This window comes from Mesorhizobium sp. M9A.F.Ca.ET.002.03.1.2 (genome assembly GCF_003952365.1).
Taxonomy (GTDB): Bacteria; Pseudomonadota; Alphaproteobacteria; order Rhizobiales; family Rhizobiaceae; genus Mesorhizobium.
Map to the genome: position 1 here is coordinate 5801598 of NZ_CP034443.1, position 24886 is coordinate 5826483.

General features: G+C 65.2%; 24 protein-coding genes. 10 read left to right on the forward strand and 14 right to left on the reverse strand.

The window, feature by feature from the left end; genetic code table 11:
* Positions 1–142 precede the first annotated feature (142 nt).
* A complete protein-coding gene (locus EJ066_RS28200; RefSeq protein WP_126043187.1) occupies positions 143–2110 on the forward strand; it encodes an acyltransferase family protein in 1968 nt (655 codons plus the stop codon).
* A gap of 27 nt (positions 2111–2137) precedes the next feature.
* On the opposite strand, the gene EJ066_RS28205 is transcribed toward EJ066_RS28200, so the two are convergent.
* The 5 genes from EJ066_RS28205 to msuE are packed head-to-tail and all read right to left on the reverse strand — an operon-like array spanning position 2138 to position 6805.
* On the reverse strand, positions 2138–2899 hold the full coding sequence (locus EJ066_RS28205; RefSeq protein ID WP_126043188.1) for an ABC transporter ATP-binding protein: 762 nt from the start codon (positions 2897–2899) through the stop codon (positions 2138–2140).
* Between the two features lie 18 nt (positions 2900–2917).
* Complete coding sequence (locus EJ066_RS28210; RefSeq protein ID WP_126043189.1) at positions 2918–3916, reverse strand: ABC transporter substrate-binding protein; 999 nt, start codon at positions 3914–3916, stop codon at positions 2918–2920.
* Positions 3917–3954: 38 nt separating this feature from the next.
* Entirely contained in the window at positions 3955–4803 is an 849-nt protein-coding gene (locus EJ066_RS28215) for an ABC transporter permease (protein WP_126043190.1), read from the reverse strand.
* A gap of 25 nt (positions 4804–4828) precedes the next feature.
* Positions 4829–6193 carry an LLM class flavin-dependent oxidoreductase gene (locus EJ066_RS28220; protein ID WP_126043191.1) on the reverse strand — a complete coding sequence of 455 codons (1365 nt, stop codon included), beginning with the start codon at positions 6191–6193 and terminating at the stop codon, positions 4829–4831.
* A 54-nt stretch (positions 6194–6247) separates the two neighbouring features.
* A complete protein-coding gene (gene msuE / locus EJ066_RS28225; RefSeq protein ID WP_126043192.1) occupies positions 6248–6805 on the reverse strand; it encodes an FMN reductase in 558 nt (185 codons plus the stop codon).
* A gap of 239 nt (positions 6806–7044) precedes the next feature.
* On the opposite strand from msuE, the gene EJ066_RS28230 reads away from it, so the two are divergent.
* Entirely contained in the window at positions 7045–7665 is a 621-nt protein-coding gene (locus EJ066_RS28230; RefSeq protein ID WP_126043193.1) for a DUF922 domain-containing protein, read from the forward strand.
* 34 nt (positions 7666–7699) lie between these two features.
* Here EJ066_RS28230 and epmA read toward each other — a convergent pair whose 3' ends face one another.
* A complete protein-coding gene (gene epmA, locus EJ066_RS28235; RefSeq protein WP_126043194.1) occupies positions 7700–8746 on the reverse strand; it encodes an EF-P lysine aminoacylase EpmA in 1047 nt (348 codons plus the stop codon).
* 126 nt (positions 8747–8872) lie between these two features.
* On the opposite strand from epmA, the gene efp reads away from it, so the two are divergent.
* Together efp and EJ066_RS28245 are read left to right on the forward strand one after the other, a co-directional pair.
* Complete coding sequence (efp, locus tag EJ066_RS28240; protein ID WP_189644572.1) at positions 8873–9439, forward strand: elongation factor P; 567 nt, start codon at positions 8873–8875, stop codon at positions 9437–9439.
* 130 nt (positions 9440–9569) lie between these two features.
* Positions 9570–10118: a group 1 truncated hemoglobin gene (locus tag EJ066_RS28245; protein WP_126043196.1), complete on the forward strand. Its 549-nt coding sequence runs from the start codon at positions 9570–9572 to the stop codon at positions 10116–10118.
* 112 nt (positions 10119–10230) lie between these two features.
* On the opposite strand, the gene EJ066_RS28250 is transcribed toward EJ066_RS28245, so the two are convergent.
* The 6 genes from EJ066_RS28250 to EJ066_RS32235 all read right to left on the reverse strand — a co-directional run bounded on the left by EJ066_RS28250 (position 10231) and on the right by EJ066_RS32235 (position 17398).
* Entirely contained in the window at positions 10231–11979 is a 1749-nt protein-coding gene (locus tag EJ066_RS28250) for a hypothetical protein (protein WP_126043197.1), read from the reverse strand.
* Positions 11976–12953 (reverse strand): lysylphosphatidylglycerol synthase transmembrane domain-containing protein, encoded by a 978-nt coding sequence (locus tag EJ066_RS28255; RefSeq protein ID WP_126043198.1) that lies wholly within the window; start codon positions 12951–12953, stop codon positions 11976–11978. Before EJ066_RS28255 ends, EJ066_RS28250 begins: the two co-directional genes overlap by 4 nt.
* Positions 12946–14625, reverse strand: a complete 1680-nt coding sequence (locus tag EJ066_RS28260) for a hypothetical protein (protein ID WP_189644387.1) — start codon at positions 14623–14625, stop codon at positions 12946–12948. Before EJ066_RS28260 ends, EJ066_RS28255 begins: the two co-directional genes overlap by 8 nt.
* Positions 14606–15586, reverse strand: coding sequence for a glycosyltransferase family 2 protein (locus EJ066_RS28265; RefSeq protein ID WP_126043199.1), 981 nt, complete (start codon positions 15584–15586; stop codon positions 14606–14608). Before EJ066_RS28265 ends, EJ066_RS28260 begins: the two co-directional genes overlap by 20 nt.
* A gap of 621 nt (positions 15587–16207) precedes the next feature.
* Positions 16208–16843, reverse strand: coding sequence for a DUF6456 domain-containing protein (locus tag EJ066_RS28270; RefSeq protein ID WP_126043200.1), 636 nt, complete (start codon positions 16841–16843; stop codon positions 16208–16210).
* 60 nt (positions 16844–16903) lie between these two features.
* Entirely contained in the window at positions 16904–17398 is a 495-nt protein-coding gene (locus EJ066_RS32235; RefSeq protein WP_245455003.1) for a hypothetical protein, read from the reverse strand.
* Between the two features lie 442 nt (positions 17399–17840).
* Here EJ066_RS32235 and EJ066_RS28285 point away from each other — a divergent pair, with 442 nt between their 5' ends.
* A complete protein-coding gene (locus tag EJ066_RS28285; RefSeq protein ID WP_189644573.1) occupies positions 17841–18536 on the forward strand; it encodes a helix-turn-helix transcriptional regulator in 696 nt (231 codons plus the stop codon).
* A gap of 43 nt (positions 18537–18579) precedes the next feature.
* Here the strand turns inward: EJ066_RS28285 and EJ066_RS32240 are convergent, their stop codons facing one another.
* Positions 18580–19059, reverse strand: coding sequence for a hypothetical protein (locus EJ066_RS32240; protein ID WP_245455004.1), 480 nt, complete (start codon positions 19057–19059; stop codon positions 18580–18582).
* Positions 19060–19093: 34 nt separating this feature from the next.
* Between EJ066_RS32240 and EJ066_RS28295 the strand changes: the two genes are divergently transcribed.
* The 4 genes from EJ066_RS28295 (at position 19094) to EJ066_RS28310 (ending at position 22527) form a co-directional block, all read left to right on the forward strand.
* Positions 19094–19462, forward strand: coding sequence for a hypothetical protein (locus EJ066_RS28295; RefSeq protein WP_126043202.1), 369 nt, complete (start codon positions 19094–19096; stop codon positions 19460–19462).
* 83 nt (positions 19463–19545) lie between these two features.
* A complete protein-coding gene (locus tag EJ066_RS28300) occupies positions 19546–20004 on the forward strand; it encodes a GNAT family N-acetyltransferase (protein WP_126043203.1) in 459 nt (152 codons plus the stop codon).
* Positions 20005–20122: 118 nt separating this feature from the next.
* Positions 20123–21364, forward strand: coding sequence for a DNA polymerase IV (gene dinB / locus EJ066_RS28305; protein ID WP_126043204.1), 1242 nt, complete (start codon positions 20123–20125; stop codon positions 21362–21364).
* Between the two features lie 263 nt (positions 21365–21627).
* Entirely contained in the window at positions 21628–22527 is a 900-nt protein-coding gene (locus EJ066_RS28310) for a dihydrodipicolinate synthase family protein (protein WP_126043205.1), read from the forward strand.
* A gap of 172 nt (positions 22528–22699) precedes the next feature.
* On the opposite strand, the gene EJ066_RS28315 is transcribed toward EJ066_RS28310, so the two are convergent.
* Positions 22700–23584 (reverse strand): LysR family transcriptional regulator, encoded by an 885-nt coding sequence (locus tag EJ066_RS28315; protein WP_126043206.1) that lies wholly within the window; start codon positions 23582–23584, stop codon positions 22700–22702.
* Positions 23585–23767: 183 nt separating this feature from the next.
* On the opposite strand from EJ066_RS28315, the gene EJ066_RS28320 reads away from it, so the two are divergent.
* Positions 23768–24826 carry a class I SAM-dependent methyltransferase gene (locus EJ066_RS28320; RefSeq protein WP_126043207.1) on the forward strand — a complete coding sequence of 353 codons (1059 nt, stop codon included), beginning with the start codon at positions 23768–23770 and terminating at the stop codon, positions 24824–24826.
* The last annotated feature ends 60 nt before the right edge of the window (positions 24827–24886 follow it).

Consider the following 24886-nt stretch of genomic DNA (forward strand, 5'->3'; position numbering starts at 1 on the left):
GCCGACGAGCACACCGTGGCTGAACCCCGCGAACCTCCACTTATGTTGCACTGCGTTAGATTTGTTGCATTGCAATATCGGCGCATCGCGTCGAGTCTTTGCAACGGGTGGCTTTTTTCAATGACCTACATGAGGTTTCGCCGTGTCAGCATCGTTTCGGCCTGATATCGAAGGGCTGCGTGCGCTGGCGGTGTCGGGCGTCGTCGCGTTCCACTTCGGCCTGTCGGATCTGCCGGGCGGCTTCACCGGCGTCGACATCTTTTTCGTCATCTCCGGCTATCTGATCACCGGCCAGCTGCTGCGGGAGATCGCCGAGGATGGCAGGCTGAACCTGTGGCGGTTCTACGCAAGGCGCGCCAGGCGCCTGTTGCCGGCCTCACTGTTCGTCATCTTCGCCACGCTCGTCGCCGGTTACTTCATCCTGTCGCCGGACGAACAGTCGCTCTATTCGAAAGGCGCCATGTACGCCTCGGCCTATGCGATCAATTTCTGGCTGATCCGCTGGTCGTTCGACTATTTCGCCCCCGATGCGGCGAACAACCCCTTCATCCATTTCTGGTCGCTCTCGGTCGAGGAGCAGTTCTATCTCGTATGGCCGGCGCTGCTTCTGCTGGCGGCATGGCTGCGCCCGGGCAAGCGCACGGCGATCCTGGTGATCGGCCTCGCCGGCGTGGTGTCGTTCGCCGCCTGCGCCTGGCTCACCACCGTGTCGCAGCCCTGGGCCTTCTATTTCTCGCCGCTCAGGGCCTGGGAATTCGCCGCCGGCGGCCTTGCGACGATGGCGCCGGCGAAATTCTGGCGGGAGCGCCCGCAATTGGGCGCAGCCCTGGCGTGGCTTGGCCTGGTGCTGATCGCCGGCGCCTATCTGACCTTCAGCGAGCAGGACACCCCCTTCCCCGGCGTGATGGCGCTGGTGCCGGTGGCCGGCGCGGTGCTCCTGCTGCTCAGCGGTTCCGGCAATGTCCAAAGTGGGCCTAGCGCCATGCTGGCGCTGCCGCCCTTGCAATGGGTGGGGAAACTTTCCTACTCGCTCTACCTCTGGCACTGGCCGGTCATCGTTTATGCGACGATGATGGTTCCCGACCTCTCCTGGCCCGGGCGGCTTGCCTGCGGGGCATTGACGCTGGCGCTGTCCATCTTCACCTATAATCTCATCGAGAACCCGATCCGCCGCAACGTCTGGCTGATGGCGAACGCGGCGCGCGCGCTCATCCCCGCCGCGATGCTGACCGGCGCCGGCGTGGTGGCGACCTATGCCAATGCGCGCCTTGCCGTGCACGATCTCGACCCCTCGCAACGCATCATTGCCGAAACTGCCGCGCAGCCCTCCACCGCGCGCGCCAAGGTGGGCTGCGTTCTCGACTACGAGACCGTCACGCCGAAGGCTTGCGTGTTCGGCGCCAAGAATGCCGAGCGCTCGATCGCGCTGTTCGGTGATTCGCATGCCGACCACTGGTCGACGCCGCTGATCGAGGCGGCGAAGAAGAACGACTACAAGGTCGTCACCTGGCTCAAGTCCGCCTGCCGGGCCTCGCGGCTGACGGTCTGGAGCTCGAAGCTGAAACGCGACTACACCGAGTGCGATCAATGGCGCGAGCAATCGATCAAGGAGATCATCGCCCTGCGCCCGAGCCTGGTGGTGATCTCGGAGATCTCGCTGACGAGCTCGCGCAAACTGTCGCCCGACGCAAAGGAAACCGGCAGCCTGGACCAGGACTGGCGGGCCGGCCTGCGTGCAACGCTGGAGGCGTTCAGCCAGGCCGGGCTGAAGGTCGCCTTCATCCGCGATGTACCGTTCAACGGCATGTTCGTCGACACTTGCGTGGCCCGCGCGCTGTGGCGGGGACAGACGCCTTCGGTATGTGACGCGCCGCGAACCGATGCCGCCAACGACGCCGTGGCCGCGGTGGAGCGCGACATCGTGCGCACCATCCCCAACGCCACCTATATCGATATGACCGACCGGTTCTGCGACACCAGGACCTGCCATGTCTTCATCGGCGGCAAGCTGGCCTACCGCGACCGCCACCACATGGCGACGCCCTTTGCACAAACGCTGGAGCCGCCGGTCGAGCGCGCGCTGTTCTCGAAGGTGGCGGCGGAGAAGTAGGGCGGCGCAAGACGCGCCTTTCACGTCTCAATGCAGGCCAAACTCACGCAGCAGTTCTTCGCGGTAGCGCACGAACCGGCTTTCGCTGCGATCGCGGGGGCGCGGCAGTTCAACGTCGACCAGCCGTGCCGTGCCGCCTTTCTCCCTGGGCAGGATCAGCACCCTGTCCGCAAGATAGATCGCTTCCTCCAGATCATGGGTGACCATGACCATGGTGACGTTCTCCTCGCTCCAGATGCGCGCCAGTTCCTCCTGCATGCCGATCTTGGTCATGGCGTCGAGCGCGCCCAGCGGCTCGTCGAGCAACAGGATTTCAGGCTGCACGGTCAAGGCCCGGGCGATGCCGATGCGCTGCGCCATGCCGCCCGAAAGCTGCCTGGGGTAGGCATCGCTGAATTCGGCTAGGCCGACAAGCGCGGTATAGAAGCGGGCCTTGTCCTCGGCCTCCGCCCTCGGCACGCGCCGCACTTCGAGGCCAAAGGCGACGTTGCCGAGTACTGTCAGCCAGGGCAGCAGGCGGGGTTCCTGGAAGATGACCGCGCGCTCGGAGCCGACGCCATGGACCGGCTTGCCGTCGATCGCGACACCGCCGCTATCGGCGGCCTCCAGCCCGGCAAGAATGCGCAGCAGCGTGGTCTTGCCCGATCCGCTGGCGCCGACGATGACGAGACATTCGCCGGACCGGATATCGAGGTTGAGCGCCCTGAGCACGGCAAGCGGGCGCCTGCCGAGGGTGAAGGATTTGGAAAGGTCGCGTATCGTGACCTCGCCGCCGCTTTTGGTGGCCATGGCGCTCGTTTCCCCCGGTCAGTTGGTTTTCGTTTCGCCGCGCCCGTAAAGGATATCAGCGGCTTTCAGCTTGCCCTTGGGCAGGCGGCCGTCGCGTTCGAGCACGCTGACCCAGAAGTCGATGTCGCGGTCGTCAGCCTTCGCCCCTTCGCGCAGGCCGAAGCCGGTCCAGTAGCGCGCCAGTTCGCCATTTTCGCCGCGCTTGTCGAGGATGTCCGCGAGCATCTTGCGCGCCTCGTCCGGGTTCTGGCGCGACCAGTCGGCGGCGCGGGCCGACTGTTCGACGAAATTGCGGGCGCCTTCGGGATGCGCCGTGATGAAGTCGCGCCGCAGGACAATGAAGCCGCCTGCCAGTTCGCCCAACACGTCGGTGTCGTTGAACACGCCGCGCACGCCGCCATTGTCGACCAGGGCGCCGGCAAACGTCGCCTGCCAATAGCCCAGTGCCGCGATATCGACCTGGCGTGACCGCAAGGTCTGCTCAAGCTGAGGCCCGGGCACCACGACCAGGTTGGCGGCATCAGGCGGCAGGCCGACGCCGTGCAGCGCTTCGCGCACGGTGTAGTCGAGATGGGCGCCGAGCGTGTTGACCGCAATGGTCTTGCCGGCGATATCGGCAATCGATTTGATCGGACTGTCTTCCAGCACGTAGAGGACGCTGCGCACTTGCCTGTTGATGCCGTTGCTTGGATAGGCGGCGACGAAGTCGTTGCCGCCGGAGATCGAATTGATCACCGCAGCGGTTGCGGCCGAGCCGAGATCGACGCTGCCGGAGGCGAGCGCGAACAGCGATTCCGGGCCGCCGCTCGAGTAGCCGACATTCTCCAGTCTGACGCCGAGGTCCTTGAAATAGCCGAGCTCGTCCGCCAGCTCATGCGGCGAGATGCTGCCACGGCTGGCGAGGTAGCGCAACGTGACCGGCACGGCTTGCGCAACGGCGAAGCGGGGCAGGCCTGTGGCGATGATGCCGGCGGCAAAGGGAGCGCCCGCAAGCAGGGAACGGCGAGTGATTGGCATGATCCGGTCTTTCCTGTTGGAGAGGATTGTGAAGCTGGTCAGTCGATGGGATTGCTCCAGCGGCAGAGCCGCCGCTGCAGGCTGACCAGCGCCTGGTTGGCGATCAGGCCGAGGCCGGCGAGGATGACGATTGCCGCAAACATCAGCGGAATCTGGAAGTTGTACTGCGCGTTCATCACCTGAAAGCCGATGCCCTTGTTGGCGCCGATCATTTCGGAAGCGATCAGCAGCAGCAGCGCCGTGGTCGCGCTGAGCCTTAAGCCCACGAAGATCGACGGGACAGCCCCCGGAAGCACGACACGTCGAAACGCGGTAAGCCGCGTGGCGCCATAGACCCGGGCCATCTCGAGCAGTTTCGGATCGACTTGCTTGACGCCGCTGATGGTGTTGAGCAGCAGCGGGAACAGCGTCGCCCAGAAGATGACGAAGACCTTTGATGCCTCCCCCAGCCCGAGCAGCAGGATGAACACCGGGTAGAGCGCCAGCGCCGAGGTCTGCCGGAAAACCTGCAGGATCGGATCAAGCGCGGTTTCGATGGCGCGCACCTGGCCCATAAACAGGCCAAGCGGGATGGCGACCGCCACGGCCGCCGCGAAGGCGAGGCCGGCGCGCTGCAGGCTGATGGCGATGTCGCCAAGCAAGGCGCCGCCTGCCAGACCGTTCCACAATGCGGTGACGATCGTGTCGATCGGCGGCAGCACCGCGGCGTTGACCCATCCCGCGCTGCTTGAGACCTGCCAGATCGCGAGGAAGGTGATCAGGATGCCGTAGCGGGACAGAAAGCGGACGATTGTCCGGTTGGCCAGGCGCGGGAATTCGGCGCCAAGGCTGGTTCTGCCGTCATGTGCAGCGATCGTGACCGGCTGCTCGACGTGTTGCAAACTCATCGTCTTGCCCTTTGCTTAGGAGAATTTATTCGGCGGCCAGCACCTTCGAGCGGGCAGCGGTCCAGGGGTTTTCCGGCCGCCTGAGGCCGAGATTCTCGCGCAGCGTCGTGCCTTCATAGGCGGTGCGGAACAGGCCACGGCGCTGCAGCTCGGGGATCACCAGGTCGACGAAATCGTCGAGCGCGCCAGGCAGCCAGGGCGGCAGGATGTTGAAGCCGTCGGCGGCCTCGTTGCCAAACCATTCCTCCAGCTGATCGGCGACCTGCACCGCGCTACCGATGACGGTGTAGTGGCCGCGCGCCGTCGCCACCCACTGGTAGAGCTGGCGGATGGTGAAGTTGTGCTCGTCGGCAATCTGGCGGATAAGCGCCTGGCGGCTCTTCATGCCTTCGGTTTCCTTGCTCGGCGGCAGCGGCCCGTCGATTGGATAACCCCTGATGTCGAGCGTCTGGCCCGCCAGCCCGTTGAGCAGGGCGACGCCATCCTCGGGCAGAATCAGGTCGTTCAGCTGCTGGTACTTGGCGCGGGCCTCCTCTTCGGTGCGGCCGACGAAGGGTGCCACGCCCGGCATGATGAGCACCTGTGCGGGATCACGGCCGACTGCCGCCACACGCGCCTTGATGTCGCGATAGAATTCTTGCGCCGAGGTCAGATTCTGATGGGCGGTGAAGATGACCTCAGCCGATTGGGCGGCGAGCTTGCGTCCGTCCTCCGACTGCCCGGCCTGTACCACCACCGGGTGGCCCTGCACCGGACGCGGCACATTGAGCGGACCTTTGACGCTGAAATGCAGGCCCTTGTGGTCGATGTCGTGAAGCTTGTCCTTGTCGTAGAAGCGCCCCGACTTCTTGTCGCGGATGAAGGCATCGTCTTCCCAGCTGTCCCACAGCGCCTTGACCGTCTCGACATGCTCATGCGCCCGAGCATAGCGATCGGCGTGGGCAGGCTGCGTCTCGCGATTGAAATTGCGCGCGGTCTCGTCGCCCGCCGAGGTCACGACATTCCAGCCGGCCCGGCCGTTCGACAGGAGATCGAGCGAGGCGAACTTGCGGGCGAGCGTATAAGGCTCCTCATAGGTGGTGGAGGCGGTGGCAATGAAGCCCAGATGCGTGGTGAGCGGCGCCAGTGCGGCAAACAGCGTAACCGGCTCGAACCCGGCGATCTTGGCATTGCCGCCTTCGCGGGCGCCGAGGCCGACTGTCAGGTTGTCGGCGAGGAAATAGGCGTCGAACAGGCCGCGTTCGGCGGTCAGCGCGAGCTGCCTGTGGAACTCGAAATTCGTCGCGCCGTCGGCTGGCGCGCCAGGGTGGCGCCAGGCTGCGATATGCTGTCCGCCACCGGGCAGGAAAGCACCAAGCTTGATCTGCCTGAACTTGCTGGGTCTGGTCATTGCGGGTTCCTTCTGAGCTGTGCGGAAAGAGGGTCGAGGGTCACTGGCCGGTGTTCAGGCGGCAAGACCGACGCTGCGTGGCGTTCCCACCACCCGGCATGCTTCGGCGACCGCTTGCCTGGCGCGAGCATGGATGGCTTCGGACACCAGAACGCCGTTGGCGAAGTCCTTGTCTGAGGCGTAGATCGCGGTCGGCAGGGTCAGCGCCTCGAAGAAGCCGAATAACGGCCGCAGTTGATGCTCGACAACCAGGCAATGACGATCGCCGCCGCCGGTTGCAGCAAGGATGACCGGCTTTCCCCGCAGGGATGACGGGTCGAGCAGGTCGAAGAAATGCTTGAAAAGCCCGGTGTAGCTGCCTTTGAAGGTCGGCGAGCCAATCACCAGGATATCGGCGCCCAGCAATCGCTCGACGATGTTTCTGGCCAACGGATCCAGATCGCCAATGCGCCTTGCCAGTGGAAAGGACTGACCGAGATCCTCGATGTCGAAAACGGTCGAGGCCGCATCGGTGCTGCTCGCCACCTCCGCGACGATGTGGCTGATGAACGCCTTGGTCTTCGACGGACGGGTCAGGTTTCCTGACAGCCCCACCACCAGCTTTTTGGACATTTTAGGCTCCTCGCAAAGCAGCTTGTGTGCATTAAGTCTACTGAGTTTATAGAATTAAATGAGCGAGAAGATTTCAAAACGAACCCGTCAAGCGGATTGAGTTTGCGGCACATCGCCGTTGATTGGTTCATTCGACGCGCAATGCGGACGCCGAGGTTTAGGGCACAGGCGCCTTGACCGCATTCCGGCCACGCGTTGATGATCTCAAGCGCACCAAAGGTATCGACCCGGGGATTCGCATGAAAACAGCCGTTCTAACGTCTCTGCTTCTGGCCTGTTTGCTGGCATCGCCGGCCCAAGCGCAGATGGAGGTCCAGGCGCAGCCGCAGTGGAAGCCGGTCGAAAAGGTCGAGACCTACGCCGTTTCAGGGCAGACCGGCCTCGAACTCTATACCTCAATCGGCGCGCGGGGGCCGATGGTCGGCAAGAGCAAGAACCGCGTCATCGCGTACACCAATTTCAAGCTGACCTGGGTCAGGGACTACCAGCCGCGAGGCGATGCCTGCGTGCTGGCCTCGGCGCGGCCAAAGCTCATCATCACCTATACCTTGCCGAAGCCGAACGGGCGGCTGCCGGCCGCCGTTCAAAAGAGCTGGGAGGCTTTTGCCGCCGGCCTCGCCGCCCATGAAAAGGTGCATGGCGACACCATCGTCGAGATGGTGCGCAAGATCGAATCCTTGAGTGTCGGCCTGACCGTTGCCGGCGACCCCGGCTGCAGCAAGATCAGGACCGAGCTGACCAGGCGGCTTGCCGAGATCTCCCAGGCGCAGCGGCAGGCGAGCCGTGAGTTCGACCGGGTCGAATTCGGCAAGGGCGGCAATATGCAACTGCTCATCGTCGCGTTGCTGATGGGGCGGTAGTATTGTGAGGATGGAGCGAAGCACCGGCCTCGCCTCACAACTCCGCCACCGGCGTCCACATCACATCCTCGACCCGCATCGCTCCCGTTGCCAGCATCACCAGCCGGTCGAAGCCGAGTGCGGCGCCACTGGCCTGCGGCATGATGGTAAGCGCGGCGAGGAAATCCTCGTCGATCGGATAGCGTTCGCCATAGACGCGCTCCTTCTCGTCCATCTCGAGGATGAAGCGCCGGCGCTGCTCGGCGGCGTCGGTCAGTTCGCCGAACGCATTGGCCAGCTCGACGCCGCAGCAATAGAGCTCGAAGCGCTCGGCGACCCTTGGGTCATCCGCGCTCGGCCGGGCAAGGGCGGCCTCCGAAATCGGATAGCCGTGGAGGATGGTGGCGCGCCCCTGCCCCAGCGCCGGCTCGATCTTTTCCACCATGACCCGGCTGAGCAGATCGGCCCAATTGTCGTCAGGCGCGGTGCGCAAGCCCGCCTGGGCCAGCGCCGCGCGCAACGCTTCGCAATCGGTGCTGCCGTCGGCGGCGACGGTGGCCAGGAGGTCGATGCCGGCATGGCGCATGAAGGCCTCGGCGACGCTGAGACGTTCGGGCTCGGCGAACGGATCGGCCTCGCGGCCGCGAAAGGAGAAGCGCTTTGAGCCCGCGCGCTCGGCGGCCAGCGCGACAAGCCCGGCGCAATCCTCCATCAGGCTCTCATAGGTCTCGTCAGCCCGGTACCATTCCAGCATGGTGAAGGACGGGTGGTGCAAGGGGCCGCGCTCGCGGTTGCGGTAGACTGCATTCAGGCTGAAGATGCGCTTCTCGCCGGCGGCGAGCAGCTTCTTGCAGGCGAATTCCGGCGAGGTATGCAGATAGAGCGGGTGGTGCCGCCCGTCCGGGCCGATCGCCTCGGTGGCGAAGGCCGACAGATGCGCCTCGTTGCCGGGCGAGACCTGCAGCGCCGCCGTCTCGACCTCGACGAAATCGCGGCGGGCAAACCAGTCGCGGAAGGTGGCGGTGATGGCATTGCGCGCGATCAGCCGCGGCCGACGGTCGGCGTGAACATCAGGCATCCACCAGGGCGAGGCGGCGGTCATAACAGGAGGATTTGCACGCAGGGCTGGCGGTTGCGGCCAAGATGCGCTAGGGCGACGGCTCCCGCAGCCGATCTGCGCCGATCGGCTGTTCCAGGCCCACAAACTAAAGCAGGATTGAAAACCGTGGTGAAGGTCATCGCCAGTTCCCTACGCAAAGGCAACGTCGTCGATAAGGACGGCAAGCTTTATGTGATCCTCTTTGCCGAAAACATCCATCCTGGCAAGGGCACGCCGGTGACCCAGCTCGACATGCGCCGCATCGCCGACGGAGTGAAGGTCTCGGAGCGCTACCGCACCACCGAGCAGGTGGAGCGCGCCTATGTCGAGGAGCGCGAGCACACCTTCCTCTACAGCGACGGCGAAGGCTTCCACTTCATGAACCCGGAGACCTACGACCAGGTCGCGGTGCCTGAAAGCGTGGTCGGCGAAATGGCTCCCTATCTCTCGGAAGGCATGGCGGTGCAGGTCGCGCAGCACAATGGCGTCGCCATCTCGCTGACGCTGCCGCAGCGGGCGACCTTCGAAGTGGTCGAGACCGAGCCGGTGACCAAGGGCCAGACGGCCTCCTCGTCCTACAAGCCGGCGCTGCTCTCCAACGGCGTGCGTACGGCGGTGCCGCCGCACATCTCGGCCGGCACGCGTGTTGTGGTGATGACGGCCGATGGGGCTTATGTGGAGCGGGCCAAGGATTAGAGGAGCCGATCGTCCGCGTTGGAGATTGGCGAAACAAGCACTGCGCAGCGCCTCCTTCCCCGCCAAAGCGGTCAAATTTGATTTGACGGCATGCATTAGAGGCGCCTAATCTATCGCCCGAGGTGTGACGATGGCACAGGCTGTCTCGACTCCTATCACCAGACGAAGCGTCGTCGCGGGGCTGAGTGTCGCCCCGGTGGCTTTGGCGGCGGCGGACAGCACCTACGCACAGGCCAACCAAACCACGCCTGAGAACAGTCTGTACGAGCGGCTGGGAGGCGTCTTCGCCATCGCAGCGGTGGTGGATCACTTCAGCGACGCGATCGTGAAGAATCCCATCGTCGGCCAGTCGTCCGAGAACCCGCGGCTGCGGGAATGGCATACCAAGAACCTTGCAAGGCTCCCCGGCCTCAAGTTCATGCGCACGCTCTGGGTTTGCGACGTGTCCGGCGGGCCCTTCAAGTTCACGGCCACCAAGCCCGGCGCGACGCCGCTTGGCCTTGAGGAGGCTCACCGGGATCTGCGGATCTCTCCCGCGGAATTCGATGAGGTCGCGGCGGAGCTCGGACGGACCCTCGACTTCCTCAAGGTGCCGAAGCCCGAGGCCGAAGAGGTCCTGGCAGCCTTCGCCGCCCATAAGGGCGAGGTCACCGCCGGCTACGCCGCAAAGGGCGGCTGAAGCCTCCTGTATTTCCGGTCCGAGCGAGCCTGCGGCTAAGCCGACGGCGATTGTCGACTACGCCGACGAGGCGATCGATGCCGCGCCAGGAACTGAGCGGCAACGGGATCGCTCACGGCGCTGCGGCCGCCTCCCGAACCAGGCAATGCGCGTCCAGCATGACGGTATCGCGGTAGACACCCATGGTGCAGCCTGGTGCCAGGCGGGCGACCAGCGTCGGTCCGTGCTGGCTGGCCCGCGCCTCCATCTCCGCCAGATCGGCACCGAAAAAGCCGCGAAAGGTCGCCGGGATCCGCGCCTGGGCAAGCGTGTCCTTGGTGACGACGAGAGCGTCGACGCGAAGCTCCCGCATCCGGTCGGCAAGGACCGATGCGTCCGCCGTCAGCACCAGATCGCGAATGACCTCCATGCGCCGGTGCACCTTCTGGTAGTAGCCCTTCTCATAGGCGATGGACAGTTCGCGGCTGAACAATGTCGAACGCCCCGTCAGAACCGGTGAAAAATTGAGGTCTTCGGCGAAACCGCCGACCACCGCGTCTTTCGGCAGCGACCGGATCGCCGCGATCAGGTCGCGGTCGTCCGGCAAGGCGTTGCCTGTCTTGACGATGCTGACCGCGAGCACGCCGGCCAGCGCCGCAATGCCGGTGCCGATAGCCAAGGTCCTGCCGCTGTAGCGCTCGATCAGCATTTGCGGCGAAAGCCGCGCCCGGATCCAGTCGGACAGAACCGGCAAGGTGGCCAGATAGGGCAGCAGCAGCAAGCCGGAAGCATAGCGGCTGGGCAGATGCAGCTTGAACAGCACCGCCGCCGACAGCATCGCGCAGATCAGCGAACTGACCAGCAGATAGAACGGCAGCGGCGAACGCGCGCCAGAGGCCGGTCCGGGGCGAAACATGCGCATGAGCAGGACAACGGGTCCAAGCCCGTTGGCAAGGACCAGCAGATAGAGCCGCGGATCGAGCAAGCCCTTGCATCCGCCGGCGAAAATGCCGAGCCGCGTCTGGCACAGGAAGTCGGCCGAGCCATCGGCTTCGAGGATCCTGCCGCGCCCATACAGGAAGGTTGGGATGGTTCTGGCTTCGGCAAGCGTGAAGACCGGGCCGAACTGGCTCTCCCTGAGCAGGAAGGGCGCGATGCCGGCGACCGTCGCCACCGCGGCAAGCGCGACCAGCGCCAGCCGCCGACGGCCGAGATCGATCCACGGGCGCTGCCACGGTGTAAGCGCGGACAGCCCGATCACCCCTGCCATGACTAGCGCGACCTGCGGATAGACGCCGGCCATCAACAGCTGCGCCAGCGCGACCTGCAGGACCCTGACGCGGGCCAGGCCGTCGAGGCCGACCAGAAGCAGCAGCGGCCAGAAGGCGCGCGGCGTGCCGCTGACCACGATGTCGTCGCGCACCACGACGTTGAGGATGAAGACCGTCGCGACGAATGCGGCAAGCGGATCGGCTCGCATCGCCCTGAGCAGCCGGTAGCTGAAGTAGGCGATCGGTGGAAACAGCAGCGCCGGCAGGATCTTGACGAAGACGAGCGGCTTGATGCCGACCAGCCAGGCGGCCCGGTAGACGGCGCGGTAGAGCCAGGGACTGACCGAATACCAATAGTCGGCGAGGAGATCGCCCTTGAGCAGTTCCGGATCGTCCCAGCGGCCCATCCAGGACAGGAACATCCGCGCGTCGTCCTGAATGGTCCCCTCGACGCGGAACACCGCCACCAGGAAGGCCAGACTGGCGATCAGCCCGAAGCCCAGCGACATCGGCAGCCAGACATGGTCTTCGTCGTCGCGGCGTTCCAGCCGCTGCCTGAGGAACGCCACGAACGCGGCCAATCCGGGCTGGCCGGCCGTCGGGGCGCTCAATTCTTGCGCCCCTGCGACTGCCGCAAGCCGCCGTCGGCCGGATCGGACCGCCGCACCAGGCCGAGGAAATCGGCGACGAACGGCGCCCCGGCGATGGCCGGAAGCACGTAGCGCAGCGTCGCCAGAATGCCGAGCACGGCAGCGGCGCCGGCGGACAGATACGGCGCGTAGAAATAGACGATCGCCGCGTCCCTGGTGCCGATGCCGGCAAAGGTGAACGGCAACAGGCCGACCAGGATCGACAGCGTGGCGAAGGCGGCGTTTTCGAGCACCGGCACATGGCCGTTCAGCGCCTGCGAAAACAGCCAGAACTGCAGGAGATGCGCGCCCCAGATAAACACCGAAAGCAGGATGACGCCGAGCGCGCGCACCGGCGTCGCCCAGAACCATTCCGACATCTCCTGCCAGCTGCCGGCGAAGGCCGAAAGCGCCCCGGCAAGGCGGCCGGGCAACAGCCTGCCGAAATGCGACAGGAAAAACGGCAGGATGCGCAGCGGTAGAATCAGAAGGACAAGCAGCGCGCACAGCCCGGCCACCGGCACCAGGAACCAAAGCATCGCCGGGCGGCCGATGCCGACGACGACCAGCCCGAACACGCCCCAGGCGAGCAGCGACATCATGTCGAGCGACTTTTCCAGCATCACGATAGCAAAGGCGATGCTGGGGCTTGTGCCATGGCGGCGCGACAGCACATGCGCCTTGGCCAGGTCGCCGAGCTTGGAAGGCAGGAACATGTTGAGCGTGCTCGCCGCCAGGATCAGCCGGTTGGCCTCGACAAAGCCGATGCGGCCGATGACGACCAGCGTGAAGCGCCAGGCGGTCAACAGCGTCAGCGGTATGAAGAACAGGATGCCGGCGGCAAGCCACCACGGATCGGCCGCCCGCGCCGCCCGCCACAGCCCGTTGACGTCGATGAAGGCATAAAGCAGGGCGAGCAGCGCCGCGCTGACGAGGAGGCCGGCGATCTTACGCATGCCCGCCGCCTTGCTGATGGCTGCCTTGCAGATGCCGTTCGAAGGTCAGCCGGCCGCCGGCCGCCAGGCCTTTCAGCCGCGGCGCAAGGTCGATGAACGGGACCAGCTGGCTTTCCTGATAGACGCGCGCCATGATCGTTGTGGTCGAGCTTTGATGGCCTGAGATGCCGATCCTGCCGACATCCTGCCAGCCTTGCGCGGCCGAGATCTCGTCGCGCACCAGCCACCCCTGCGGTGTCTTTTCGAACTGCCGACGGAAGCTGAACGGGGCGGCGGATTTGCCGGTGACGAGCACCTTCTGCAAGAGACGGCGCACGAGGTCGGGAAAGAAACGGCCGAATCCGAGCATGACGATGCGCAGCACGATGTTCTTGGCCGGCGTCAGCCGCGTGCTCTTGGCCCAGGCCATCTCGCCCGAAACATCGATATGCGTGTCCGACACCGATACCGTCGCGCCGCCGAGATGGGTGACCGCGACCTTGCCACGGCCGCTAAGCGCAAGCGTGATCCCGGTGTCGCTGGCGACCAGCCTGCCGTCGGCGAAATATTTGTAGACGCCGCCGCGCGACAGCGCCGCGACCAGCATGGTCGATGGCGTCCTGTCGACCAAAAGCCCGCAGCCGGAGAACCAGGCGCGGCCGGTCCGTTGCGGCGGGTCGAGCGGCCTGTCGCGGCGGAATTCCCGCAGGGTGAACAGCCAGCCCCACAAATGATGGCCGATGATGCGGTCGTCCGAATAGCAGGGCGGCCTGAGCTCGACGAGCGGCAGCAGGGCCAGGTTGTTGATCCGCAGCGCATCCTCGTGCCAGGCGCCGGCGATCTCGAAGCCGAACGGAAAGAAGTTGAGCGTCGACCGGCTCGAATATTCGCCGCCGACGGTTCCGTCGGGATGGACGAAATTGGCCAGGAAATCGATCGCCGCGGCCAGCGGCCGTCTCAGGCCGAGATCCGGCCGGCGCCGGTCGAGGTCGGCGAGCAGACCGATGGTCAGCGAGAGATAGCCGAGATCGGCGCCGCCATATTCGTCGAACCAGCCTTCGGCGTGCTGCCAGGAGAGCAACCGCCGCAGGCGCGTCGCCATCGCCACCTCGAAGCCCGCGCCGGGATAGCGGCGGCCGGCGCGTTCGAGGCAGGAGACGATCAGCGCCTCATGGTTGGAGAGCCGCCCGCTTTCGGTGTGCGAGGCCAGCCAATGCGCCCTGCGCTGCACGAAGGCGTCGATTTCCGGATCGGCGGCAAGCTCGATCACATCGAGCGTTTCGAGAATGGCGAACAGCGAGAAGGCGGCGGCGCCGGCCGCCCGTTCGAACGGATAATAGTCGTCGCACGAGCCGTCGGCATGGGCCGAGCGGGCGGCAAACCTGATGGCGGCCAGGATGTATTCGCGGATCTGGGGATCGCGGTGGTAGACATTGCCCGGCAGCTCATCCATCGACCAGACAAGCGCCAGCGGCAGCACGAATTCCTGCGACATGCCGCAGGGAAAATCCATCATCCGGTAATGCCAGTAGGCGCGGTCGAAGCAGCCATAGGTGGCGCTGACCGGCGTGCGGTCGAGCAGGGTGAGCAGCTTGGGGATTTCGGCCAGGACGAGGCTCGCAATGCCGCGCCGGACATCTTCAAACTGCACGGTCTTGCCCTTGTTCTTATTCTTACTGGCTGTCGCCGCCATTCCTGCTGCCGATCCTGCCACTGCCGCCAAAACGGTTGCGCCGCAACCCGTATCTCACATCTTCGAGCAGTTTTCGATTGATGCCGTTGATTTCGCCGAGAAGCGCGCAAAGCCAGCACAGGAATGCGGCGATCATCATGATCGCCGCGAGGATCAGGCTGGGTATGTGCGTGCGCTCGGTGCCTTCGAAATAGAGGACGAGCCAGCGCACGCTGAGAAAGAAGCCGACGGCGAAGGGGACGAGGCCAAGCAGGAAGAATGTCAGGCCCGGACGATAGATGAACACCGAGCGCAGGATCGAAATGCTGGAGCGGAAGACGTAGCGCGGGATGCTGCGCACTAGCCGCGACGGCCGCGTCTCGCCATTGACCTTGATCGGCACAGAGACGATCTTCAGCCCGGAGCGCCCGGCCTGGATGACCGATTCCAGCGTGTAGGTGTAGGAATCGAAGATATGCAGGCGCATCGCCGCCTCGCGCGACAGCGCGCGAAACCCGCTCGGCGCGTCGGCGACATCCGCGCCCGAGGTGAAGCGCACCACCCAGCTGCCCAGCCGCTGCAGCAATTTCTTGGTCGGCGAGAAATGGTCGATGGTCCTGATCGGGCGGCTGCCCACCACCAGCTCGGCGCGCCGTTCCAGGATCGGCTGGACAAGGGCGGGAATGTCGCTGGCATCGTACTGGTTGTCGGCGTCGGTGTTGACGATGACGTCGGCGCCCTCCTCCAGCGCGCGTTCGATGCCGGCGACGAAGGCCTTGGCAAGGCCGCGGTTGAAGGGGAACTGGACGATGTGGTCGACACCGCCCTTCCGCGCCACCTCGACGGTGCCGTCGGTGCTGCCGTCGTCGACGACCAGCCACTCCACGGCGTCGAACCCGGCCACGCCGCGCGGCAGGCAGGAAAGCGTTTCCGCCAGCGACGCTTCCTCGTTGAAGCAAGGTATCTGGATAATCAGTTTCAAGGGGGATCCCGATCAGGGTCGAAGCATGGGTAATCCGGATATCCGATCCAGAGGGATGTAGGAAGACGGAAAAGGTGGGGCTGCGGCAATGCGATGGTCAGTTAAACACGCTCGCCGCCCGTCGCGAAACGTGCAGATCACGCGGTATAACGACATCGCCATCTGCTGCCGCAGCACGACCTTCGAGGATGATCGAGCCAGCGCCCATGACCAAGGGCCTGAGGACGTCCTACAGCCTGCGACGTGCCTTAGGTCTCCTCGCCTGATGCTTTATGAGATGCCCGCTTGACCGCTGGTCTCGGCGGCCGGGACCGATACCGACAGGTTCAGCCAAGGATGAAACCCGCTGCCAGCACCGTTAGGATAAGAGACAGCGGAACGGCAAGAAGGCAGCACGCCTCCAAAGTGTTGATTTGCCAAAAGTTCATCGGGCGGTTCCCATGTTGGTTTCCATTCTAAACGGGCGGACCGGGACGGCAGTTCCACGGAAAATGTCGGAGCGTCATCGACGCCGCAAATCGTACTGGTCGGTCACGCCGCCTCCCCCGGTGGTCAGCAGCCAATGCTGTCGGGTCGCAAGCCAGCATGCGATTTGCCGGCGCCGGCATCACCAGTTGCCGGCTACCCCCGCGGCCGCCGCATCAGCATCATCCCGTAATGCACGGCCAACATATCCAGCCCCACCTTGAGCAGCTTCGTCACCACATCCCGCGCCTCTCCCGTCTGTTCGGCCAGGCTCTTCACCGTCTCGCCTTGGCAGCAGACTTTCTGCACCACGCCCGCCACCTCCCAATGCGCAAGCGCCCTGGTGGCGTCGGCATAGGCGCGGCCGGCCGACAGGATGCCGTCGGCAATGCCGCCGCCGATGCGGCCGCCGTCGACGCGCTCGGTCAGCGCCGTCGGCTTGACGCCGTCCTGCGCCGACACGCGAAAGTCCTCGCGGTAGCGCATGCCCGCTTCGCGCTGCTGGCGCGACAGCGAGGTGATGCCGGTCAGCGGGTCGACATTGCGCACGCGCACGATGCCGCCGGTGGAGGTGTGGCCGTCATTGGACACCTCATAGACGCGCCTCGCCTCCAGCGTGCCGGCCGCCAGCCGCTTGCGGCCGAAGGCGTCGTCCTTCAGCGCGAAATCATGGCCGATCTCCTTGCGAATGCGCACCTGCTCGGCCTCGCCCTTCAGAAGTTTGGGCGCCTTCGGCGGCCGGAGCAGTTTCGGCGACTTGGGCGCCTTGGCCTTGGCGGTCTTCTTGCTCATGGGCAGTCTCCTCGTTTGATTTGCAGCCTTCGCGGAACCTGCCGCCGTCTGGCGATCCGCTCACATCGCGTCCGCCAGAGCCGTGCGGCGATGGTCGCGGAACCGCGCTGCGTGATGGGCGCAGTAGCTTTTCAGCGGCCCCGTGCGCAGGCCGCAGCACAGCATGTCCAGCCCCGGCCGGCTGCCGGGCGCGTCGTTTTCGGGGTCTTCTTCCAGCGTCAGGTCGAGCGGCGCGCGGCAGCGGTTGAACAGGCAGTCGATGAAGCGCATGGCCGCGACATGCGGCTGGCGCCCGGCGGCTGCAGCGGGGCGCGACGCCGGCACCTCGGGGACCTCGCGGTCAGGCCCGTGGACCTCGCGCACGAACTGGCGCTGCGGCAGCCAGACCGGCGGCGCCAGCCTGGCCGGCGTGACATGCCTGGCTGGCCTGCCATGCCTTGCAGGCCGGCACTGCCTTGCCGAACTGGTTTGCTCGAGCAGCTTTGCCTGCTCGAGCAGCTTCGCTTGCTCTGGCAGCTTCGCTTGCTCTGGCAGCTTGTCGGTGTAGGCGGTCATGGTGTTATTCCGTTTCAAGAGATTGCGTGAATGCCGAAGCTGCTCCCCTCTCCCCGTTTCAAGAGGGCGATCACTTCCGGCGGCCAAGCTTCGCCTCGGCCGCCGCGCGGGTGGCGCCGCCCTGCCCGTTTGCCGGTCGAAGACGATGACCGCCTCGGTGCGGATGCACGAAAGGCCCGCATTGCATCTGCGGAAATTCGTGGCCGGAGCCGTGAGGAGGACGGCTCCGGCCGTTCCGGTCGCCGCCGGTGACGGCAAGGCAACCGGATCCGAGGCGCGAGCCTCGGGCTTCGTCCCGGCCGGGGAGGAGGACAGCCGGGACGGATGGGAAGGCGAAATGGTGCGATGCGGCTTGTGCATGGCTGCATATAAGCATAACTCAAAAATTTATGCAAGCCATTCTTTCATGGACGACACCGATTCTTATGTTTCAGATGGCGCCATGGCGAAAACCTCATTGTCGATCAAGGTCGGAGCGGCGATCCGCAAGGCGCGCAAGCAGCGCGGCCTGGTGATGCGCCACATTGCCGAGCACAACGACACCGACGTCGCCGCCGTCGGCAATTGGGAAACCGGCCGCAACCTGCCCAAGACCGAGAACCTTTTGAAGACCGCCGCCTTCCTGCGCGTCGACCCGGTGGCGCTCGGCAAGGGCGAGGTCGTCTTTCTCGACGATGCCGACAATGTCGCCGACGCCGAGATCGTCACCGACGCCGCCGCCCTGTCCGCCGGCCCGATGGACATCGAGCTTCTGGGCGCCGCGGTCGGTGGCGACGACGGCGATTTCACCTTCAACGGCGAGGTCGCCGGCTATGTCCAGCGCCCGCCCGGCATCGCCCATTTGCGCAAGGTGTTCGCGCTGCATGTGCTTTCCGACTCGATGGTGCCGCGCTACGAGCCCGGCGAGATGCTCTATTGCGGCGGCCGCGATGCCGTGCCCGGCGACCATGTGGTGATCGAGATGTTCCCCGAGGAAAACGAGCGCAACGGCAAGGCCTTCATCAAGAAGCTGGTCAAGCGCACCGCCGCCGAGCTGGTCGTCGAGCAGTACAACCCGCCGAAGACGCTGACCTTCAACCGCTATGCGATCAAGGCCGTCTTCCGCGTCATCCCGCTCAAGGAACTGCTGGGGTACTGAGGGGCGGCGGGGCGCGCCCCCCTCTCCGCCTGCGGGCCTCCCATCAAGCCCGCCTGGATCTCTCCAGGGGAACCTCGCGCTCGCTAAGCATCCGCGCCTCGGCGCGGCGCTGCTGCTGCTCGTCGATGAACGCCGCCTGAATCGAAACCGCCCCGCCCGGCAATCCGTCGGCCCGGCAGGCCTTGCAGACGAGGCGCCCAGAAAGGGCCGCCAGTGGCGTCTGCGCGGTCACCCCGAAACGCTTGAGCTCGGCCGGCTTCCACCATCTGTTGCGGCCGCAGTCGATACACTCGACCGCAATCGAGACGACCTCGGCGATCGTCGCTTCCTTGCCCGGCAATGCCATCGCCCCATACGTCTCCGTTCCTGTTTTGTTCGCATCATTATGGGTTTTTGCTGAAGAGTCGAGTCGGTTCCGCTCAAACCCGTGGAAAAGTTTAACTTGTATCAATTTTTGAGTTATGCTTATATCTTCGCATCGACGAATGATACCGCCGCGGACGATACGGATGGGCGGCAGCATCCGTCGCGGCCGCCGATAGCCCAAGGAAACCAGGATGGACGCCCTCTCCGCCCAATTCGCCCGTGACTGCGGCTATACCGGCGACAGCCCGGCCATGCTGGCGGCCTTGGCGGCCATCCGCCTCGACGGCATAGGCAAGGCCCGCCTGGGCCATGGCCAGCGCAAGGCGGTGATCGACCGGCTGAAGCCGAGCCAGGCCCTGTTCCTGGCGGCGATCCGTCCGGCGCAGTCGGCCGAGGAGGCGATCGAGGACGCCGCCCGCTTCATCGCCTGCTATCGCAACATGCCGCGCTGGCGCCAGGAAAGGCGCGGCGCCGATCTCGCCCGCGCCAGGCAGCAGCGGCTCCTGGCGCGCTTCTTCCGCCGCTACGGCCACCGCCTCTGGGGACGGCAGGCTGCCTGAGCCGGAGGTCGCCGAGAACATCGGCCGCGAATAGCTGGATCGCTCTTGCCGTCGCCAGGCCCGCGCCGTATGTCATCCCCTCGATGAACGAGATCGAATTCCGTCGCGCGCAAGCGCCCGACTTGCCGGCGATTGTGGCAATGCTTGCCGACGACCCGCTCGGCGCGCACCGCGAAGACGCGTCCACGCCGCTCGCGCCCTCCTACCTCGATGCCTTCAGGGCGATCGACGCCGATCCCAACCAGTTGCTGGCCGTGGCCGTCGAAGCCGGACGGGTGGTCGGAACCCTGCAGATCACCTTCCTCCCCGGCATTTCGAGGAAGGGCGCCTGGCGCGGCCAGATCGAAGGCGTTCGCGTCGCCCGGCAATGGCGGTCTCGCGGTGTCGGCAAACGGATGGTCGAATGGGCGATCGACGAGTGCCGTTCGCGCAATTTCAGCTTTGTCCAGCTCACGACCGACAAGAGTCGGTCGCAGGCGCATGCTTTCTACGAGCGCCTCGGTTTCACCGCCAGCCATCTCGGCTACAAGATGGCATTGTAGGCCGGGGCGCCTGTCATCTGCGCTCCTTGACAATCCGCCCACAATGTTCTCTTTATGTTCCGCACGAAACCACCTCAAGACAATGCGGCGTTCGTACCGCCGCGGGCGAACGGGCCGGATGGAAGCCAACATCCTCCACGCGGATCTGGACGCCTTCTATGCCTCGGTCGAACAGTTGCTCGACCCGGCGCTGCGCGGCAAGCCGATCGCCGTCGGCGGCGGCGTCGTGCTGGCCGCTTCCTACGAGGCCAGGGCGTTCGGCGTGCGTGGCGGCATGCCGGGGCGGCGGGCGCGCGAACTCTGCCCCGGGCTGATCTTCGTCGGCGGCCACTTCAAGGACTACCAGCGGCTGGGCGACGCCGCCATTCAAGTGCTCGGCGATTTCACGCCGGTGGTCGAGCGGATTTCCATCGACGAGGCCTTTGCCGACGTCGCCGGCTGCACCCATCTGTTCGGCCAGCCGGCCGAGATCGCCACAGCCATCCGCAGCCGCGTGCGGGCCGAGCTCGGCCTGCCGATCTCGATCGGCGTGGCGCGCACCAAGCATCTGGCCAAGATCGCCTCGCAAGTGGCCAAGCCCGACGGGCTGGTGGTCGTCGATCCGCGCCACGAACTGGAGTTCCTCCACGATCTGCCGGTCGAGCTGATGTGGGGCGTCGGCCCGGTCACTAGGCAGCGCCTGGCCGGCATCGGCGTCAGCACCATCGGCGAGCTGGCGAAAACCAACGGCGGGGCGCTGGAGCGCCTGCTCGGGCCGGCGGCGGGCGAAAAGCTCAACGCGCTGGCGTGGAACCGCGATCCGCGCAAACTCGAGACGCAGCGCCGGGCGCGATCGGCCGGCGCGCAATCGGCGCTCGGCAGGAAACCGGCCGAAGAAAAGGTCTTCGTGCCCACCCTGCTGCATCTGGCCGACAGGGTTGCCACCAGGCTGCGGGCAAAATCGCGGCCCGGCCGCACGGTGACGGTCCGCGTCCGCTTTGCCGATTTGCGTTCGGTGACGCGCTCGATCACGCTCGACCAGCCGATTTCGGCAACCGCCATGCTGGCCGAGATCGCCGAGGCGCTGGTGCGCAAGGTGCTTACCGATCATCCGCACGAAAGGACCATCTCGCTGCTGGCGATCGCCGTCTCGCATCTGGAGCAGCAGGCCTGCCTGCAGCTGGAGCTGCCGCTCGGCCTCGACGACGACAGGCGCCGCCCCGGTACCAGGAAGGGTGCGGCGCGCTGGACCGCAGACCGCGCCATCGACAAGATCCGCGACCGCTTCGGCTGGGAGGCGGTCGGCTATGCCTCGGTGGCGCTCGGCCTGTCACGATCGGTTCCCGACGCTTTTCGCGAGCTGGCCGAAAAGGAATTGTGAGCCGCCATCAATTATAACATCCGCCGAAGAATGCAGCGGCGCAGAATGAAGGCGGTAGCGATCCTTCGCGCCCCCCTCTGTCCCGCCGGCTTCAGAGTCCTGCACCGTCGCGACGGTGCACACAGGATCCCCAGGCCAGCGGCAACGGCAATCATCCGCGTCCGGTTGACGAACCGCATCCGCATGTGAATGATCCGCCGCGCCCGAGCCAGGCTGCTTCGACAGGCCGGCTGAATCAACACCCTCGAACAAAAAGAACCGCAATGACAGGCAACAGCAGGCTGCGCGGCGTGATCGCCGCCATTCCGACCCCGTTCACCAGGGAGCTCGAGCCCGATCTGGACCGCTTCGTCAGGCTGGCCGGCAGGCTTCTGGACGAAGGCTGCGACGCGCTCAATGTGTGCGGCACCACCGGCGAGGCGACGTCGATGAGCCTCGCCCAGCGCAAGGTCCTGATGTCCACCGCCGCCAAGGCCTTGCCGCGCGACCGCTTGATGGTCGGCACGGGGGCCGCGGCGGTCGCCGACGCCATCGAACTCACGCGCCATGCCGGAGACCTGGGTTTCGCCGGCGCGCTGCTGCTGCCGCCTTTTTATTACAAGAACGTTCCCGATGACGGGGTGATCGCCTATTTCAGCGCCGTCGCGGAGATGACGGCGGCACAGGCGGTGCCGCTCTACCTCTATCATTTCCCGGCGCTGTCAGGCGTCCCCTTCCACCCCGCTTTGGTGGCGGCGTTGCGGGAGCGGATCGGCCCGCGTCTCCGCGGCCTCAAGGATTCGTCGGGGGACCTGGCCTATGCCCGGACGGTGGCCGCTGCGGTGCCGGACTTCGATGTCTTTCCGAGCGACGAGGGATCGCTGATTGAGGCGAGAGGCGGCACATTCGCCGGATGCATCTCCGCCACCGCCAACCTCTCGAGCAGGCTTTGCGCCGCGGCCTGGCGCGACGGCGATGCCGACGCGCTCGCCACCGCATCCGCGATCAGAAAACGCGTCGCTTCCGGCCCGCTGATCCCCGGCATCAAGGCGATGGTTGCCGCCATGACGGCCGACGCGGCCTATGCCGCGCCGCTGCCGCCGCTGACGGCGCTCTCCGCCGCCGAGAGCAAAAAGCTCGAGCATGATCTCGAGGCTATTCTCGGCAGACGCGTCGGCGTCTGATGCGCTAATGTCTGTCGCCCAAAAGTGCGCAGCGGTTTTGGGATAACGACATGCATAAAAACAAGAATTTAAAGCCCAGACCGGCGACATGCCGCGTCGGAAGTGCGCGTCCGACCGACTGAGACCGGCGCTCCTGGCCCCCGGCTGCTCGGATGCACTTTGACGGGAGCACCTATTGGGCCGTTTGCCAGTCGTGCTCCTTCACCGCCTTGGCAAAAGCCGAGACAACAGGGGAAGGCAAGCGGTCGGCCACTGAAACGAGCGACACCTCGCGTATGATTTCAGGGTCGACGACGGGCCTGTGACAGACACCGGGATGGCTGGCCGAGTACTCTGCGATGAAGCAGACGCCCATGCCGGCGGCGATCATCGCCAGAATCCAATCCTCGCGCTCGCTGCGAAAGGCGCTGCGGATATCGAAGCCGATATTCCGGCAGAGCCCGTCTATGTGATCGCCATATTCGCAATTGATGCGCTCAAGATAGGCTTCGCCGCGGACATCCGTAAGATGAAGCGTATTGCGCGTCTCGAAAGGATGGCCGGTCGAGAAGGCGAGCCCGAAGCGCTCCCGGTAAACAGGATCCGCCTTCAGGCCGTGGTCGAATGGTTCGGGTCTTGCCAGTAGGGCGACGTCAAGCTTGCCCTCGCTCAGAAGGTCGGTGAGATGGCTTGCCGCGCCCTCGATCACGGTCACTTCTATGCCTGGATAGCGCTCTCGAAATTCATTGAGGAAACCGATGAAGCGCAGCGGGCCTATGGTGCACATCACACCGAGCGTCAGCGACGCGGTTTCCAGGGAGAGGAAGCTCCTGGCTGTCTTCTTCGCAGTCTCCGAACGCTGGAATACTTCGTCCAGATGGGTCCGCATCAGACAGCCGAAATCGGTGAGCCGGACGCGGGTTTTCTCGCGGTGGAAAAGATAGCCGCCAAGTTCCGCCTCCAGCTTCTGTATGGCCCGCGTCAGCGCAGGCTGGCCGACGTGAACGAGGTCCGCCGCGCGATGAAAGTTGAGAGTCCGGCTGGCCGCCAGAAAATAGCGGATTTCGTGCATCTCCATGATACGCCCCCGCCGATGTCTTGCCTGCATCGCCGCGATGAAAACTCGGCATTATCCGCCGCCCTCACGCCCAAGTAAACTTCACCGGCCTTTATGGCAGCTTGGCCGCTGCCGGAGCCGATTCGAAACCAGGATCGGCGCCAGCGAATGCGGTTGGAGAGATCGAGCCCACAGGAGATTCCGATGTCTGAAGCCAGTCAGGAAAAGTTGGACGCATTCTTGGGGAAAATGGTCGGTGATCTCGGTGCGATCGCTACGGGCGCGGGAGTCTTGCTGGGAGACAGGCTCGGCCTGTTCAAGGCATTGCGCGAAGGCGGCAAGATGACGGCCGCCGAACTTTCGACACGCACCGGCACCCAGGAACGCCTTGTAAGGGAATGGCTTTCCGGGCAGGCGGCCGCGGGCTACGTCGACTACGATGAAGCCAACGACGCGTTTTATCTCAACGCCGAGCAAGAGCTGGTGTTCGCCGATGAAGATAGCCCGGCCTTCATGGCTGGCGCATTCGAGGTCCTATCCTCGCTGTGGCTCGATGAAGAAAAGGTGAGGCAGGCATTCCAGTCCGGCAAGGGCGTCGCATGGCACGATCATAGCGCGTGTCTGTTTCGCGGCACGGAACGGTTCTTCCGTCCAGGCTATAATGCCAATCTGATCGACTCCTGGCTGCCGGCTCTGGAGGGCGTCGTCGAGAAGCTCGAACGCGGCGCGGAGGTCGCGGATGTCGGATGCGGTCATGGCGCATCGACCGTGCTCATGGCGCGTGCTTTCCCCAATTCGCGCTTCGTCGGCTTCGACTATCACGCCCCTTCGATCGGGCGCGCCCGCAAGGTCGCCGAGGAAGCCGGCGTCGGCGCGAACACGCGCTTCGAGGTCGCAACCGCCAAGACCTATCCCGGCACCTATGACCTCGTCGCTTTCTTCGATTGCCTTCACGACATGGGCGACCCGGCGGGCGCCGCCACCCATGTCCACGGGTCGCTGAAGCCGGATGGCACGTGGATGATCGTCGAGCCATTCGCGCATGATCATCTGGCGGCGAACCTCAATCCCGTCGGACGCGTCTACTATGCCGCTTCCACGTTCGTGTGCACGCCCGCGTCCCTGTCGCAGGAAGTCGGGCTCGGGCTTGGCGCCCAGGCCGGCGAGGCGAGGCTGCGCAAGGTGGTGACCAGCGGCGGCTTCAAGCGATTCCGCCGCGCCGCGGAGACGCCGTTCAACATGGTGCTGGAGGCCCGCCCCTAGCGCATTTTGCAGCCAGGTGGAATCACTTGCCAGAACTTCCATTGTGTCGCCTATCCGTGA

What these genes read in the sequence shown, in the direction of transcription:
- EJ066_RS28315 (WP_126043206.1), bottom strand. Translation starts at nt 23,584, where the DNA reads ATGGAGATGCACGAAATCCGCTATTTTCTGGCGGCCAGCCGGACTCTC.
- EJ066_RS28295 (WP_126043202.1), top strand. Translation starts at nt 19,094, where the DNA reads ATGGACGCCCTCTCCGCCCAATTCGCCCGTGACTGCGGCTATACCGGC.
- msuE (WP_126043192.1), bottom strand. Translation starts at nt 6,805, where the DNA reads ATGTCCAAAAAGCTGGTGGTGGGGCTGTCAGGAAACCTGACCCGTCCG.
- EJ066_RS28270 (WP_126043200.1), bottom strand. Translation starts at nt 16,843, where the DNA reads ATGAGCAAGAAGACCGCCAAGGCCAAGGCGCCCAAGTCGCCGAAACTG.
- EJ066_RS28255 (WP_126043198.1), bottom strand. Translation starts at nt 12,953, where the DNA reads ATGCGTAAGATCGCCGGCCTCCTCGTCAGCGCGGCGCTGCTCGCCCTG.
- EJ066_RS28205 (WP_126043188.1), bottom strand. Translation starts at nt 2,899, where the DNA reads ATGGCCACCAAAAGCGGCGGCGAGGTCACGATACGCGACCTTTCCAAA.
- EJ066_RS28230 (WP_126043193.1), top strand. Translation starts at nt 7,045, where the DNA reads ATGAAAACAGCCGTTCTAACGTCTCTGCTTCTGGCCTGTTTGCTGGCA.
- EJ066_RS28220 (WP_126043191.1), bottom strand. Translation starts at nt 6,193, where the DNA reads ATGACCAGACCCAGCAAGTTCAGGCAGATCAAGCTTGGTGCTTTCCTG.
- EJ066_RS32235 (WP_245455003.1), bottom strand. Translation starts at nt 17,398, where the DNA reads ATGACCGCCTACACCGACAAGCTGCCAGAGCAAGCGAAGCTGCCAGAG.
- EJ066_RS28215 (WP_126043190.1), bottom strand. Translation starts at nt 4,803, where the DNA reads ATGAGTTTGCAACACGTCGAGCAGCCGGTCACGATCGCTGCACATGAC.
- dinB (WP_126043204.1), top strand. Translation starts at nt 20,123, where the DNA reads ATGGAAGCCAACATCCTCCACGCGGATCTGGACGCCTTCTATGCCTCG.
- epmA (WP_126043194.1), bottom strand. Translation starts at nt 8,746, where the DNA reads ATGACCGCCGCCTCGCCCTGGTGGATGCCTGATGTTCACGCCGACCGT.
- EJ066_RS28245 (WP_126043196.1), top strand. Translation starts at nt 9,570, where the DNA reads ATGGCACAGGCTGTCTCGACTCCTATCACCAGACGAAGCGTCGTCGCG.
- EJ066_RS28320 (WP_126043207.1), top strand. Translation starts at nt 23,768, where the DNA reads ATGTCTGAAGCCAGTCAGGAAAAGTTGGACGCATTCTTGGGGAAAATG.
- EJ066_RS28310 (WP_126043205.1), top strand. Translation starts at nt 21,628, where the DNA reads ATGACAGGCAACAGCAGGCTGCGCGGCGTGATCGCCGCCATTCCGACC.
- EJ066_RS28210 (WP_126043189.1), bottom strand. Translation starts at nt 3,916, where the DNA reads ATGCCAATCACTCGCCGTTCCCTGCTTGCGGGCGCTCCCTTTGCCGCC.
- EJ066_RS28285 (WP_189644573.1), top strand. Translation starts at nt 17,841, where the DNA reads ATGGCGAAAACCTCATTGTCGATCAAGGTCGGAGCGGCGATCCGCAAG.
- EJ066_RS28300 (WP_126043203.1), top strand. Translation starts at nt 19,546, where the DNA reads ATGAACGAGATCGAATTCCGTCGCGCGCAAGCGCCCGACTTGCCGGCG.
- EJ066_RS32240 (WP_245455004.1), bottom strand. Translation starts at nt 19,059, where the DNA reads ATGCTGCCGCCCATCCGTATCGTCCGCGGCGGTATCATTCGTCGATGC.
- EJ066_RS28260 (WP_189644387.1), bottom strand. Translation starts at nt 14,625, where the DNA reads ATGGCGGCGACAGCCAGTAAGAATAAGAACAAGGGCAAGACCGTGCAG.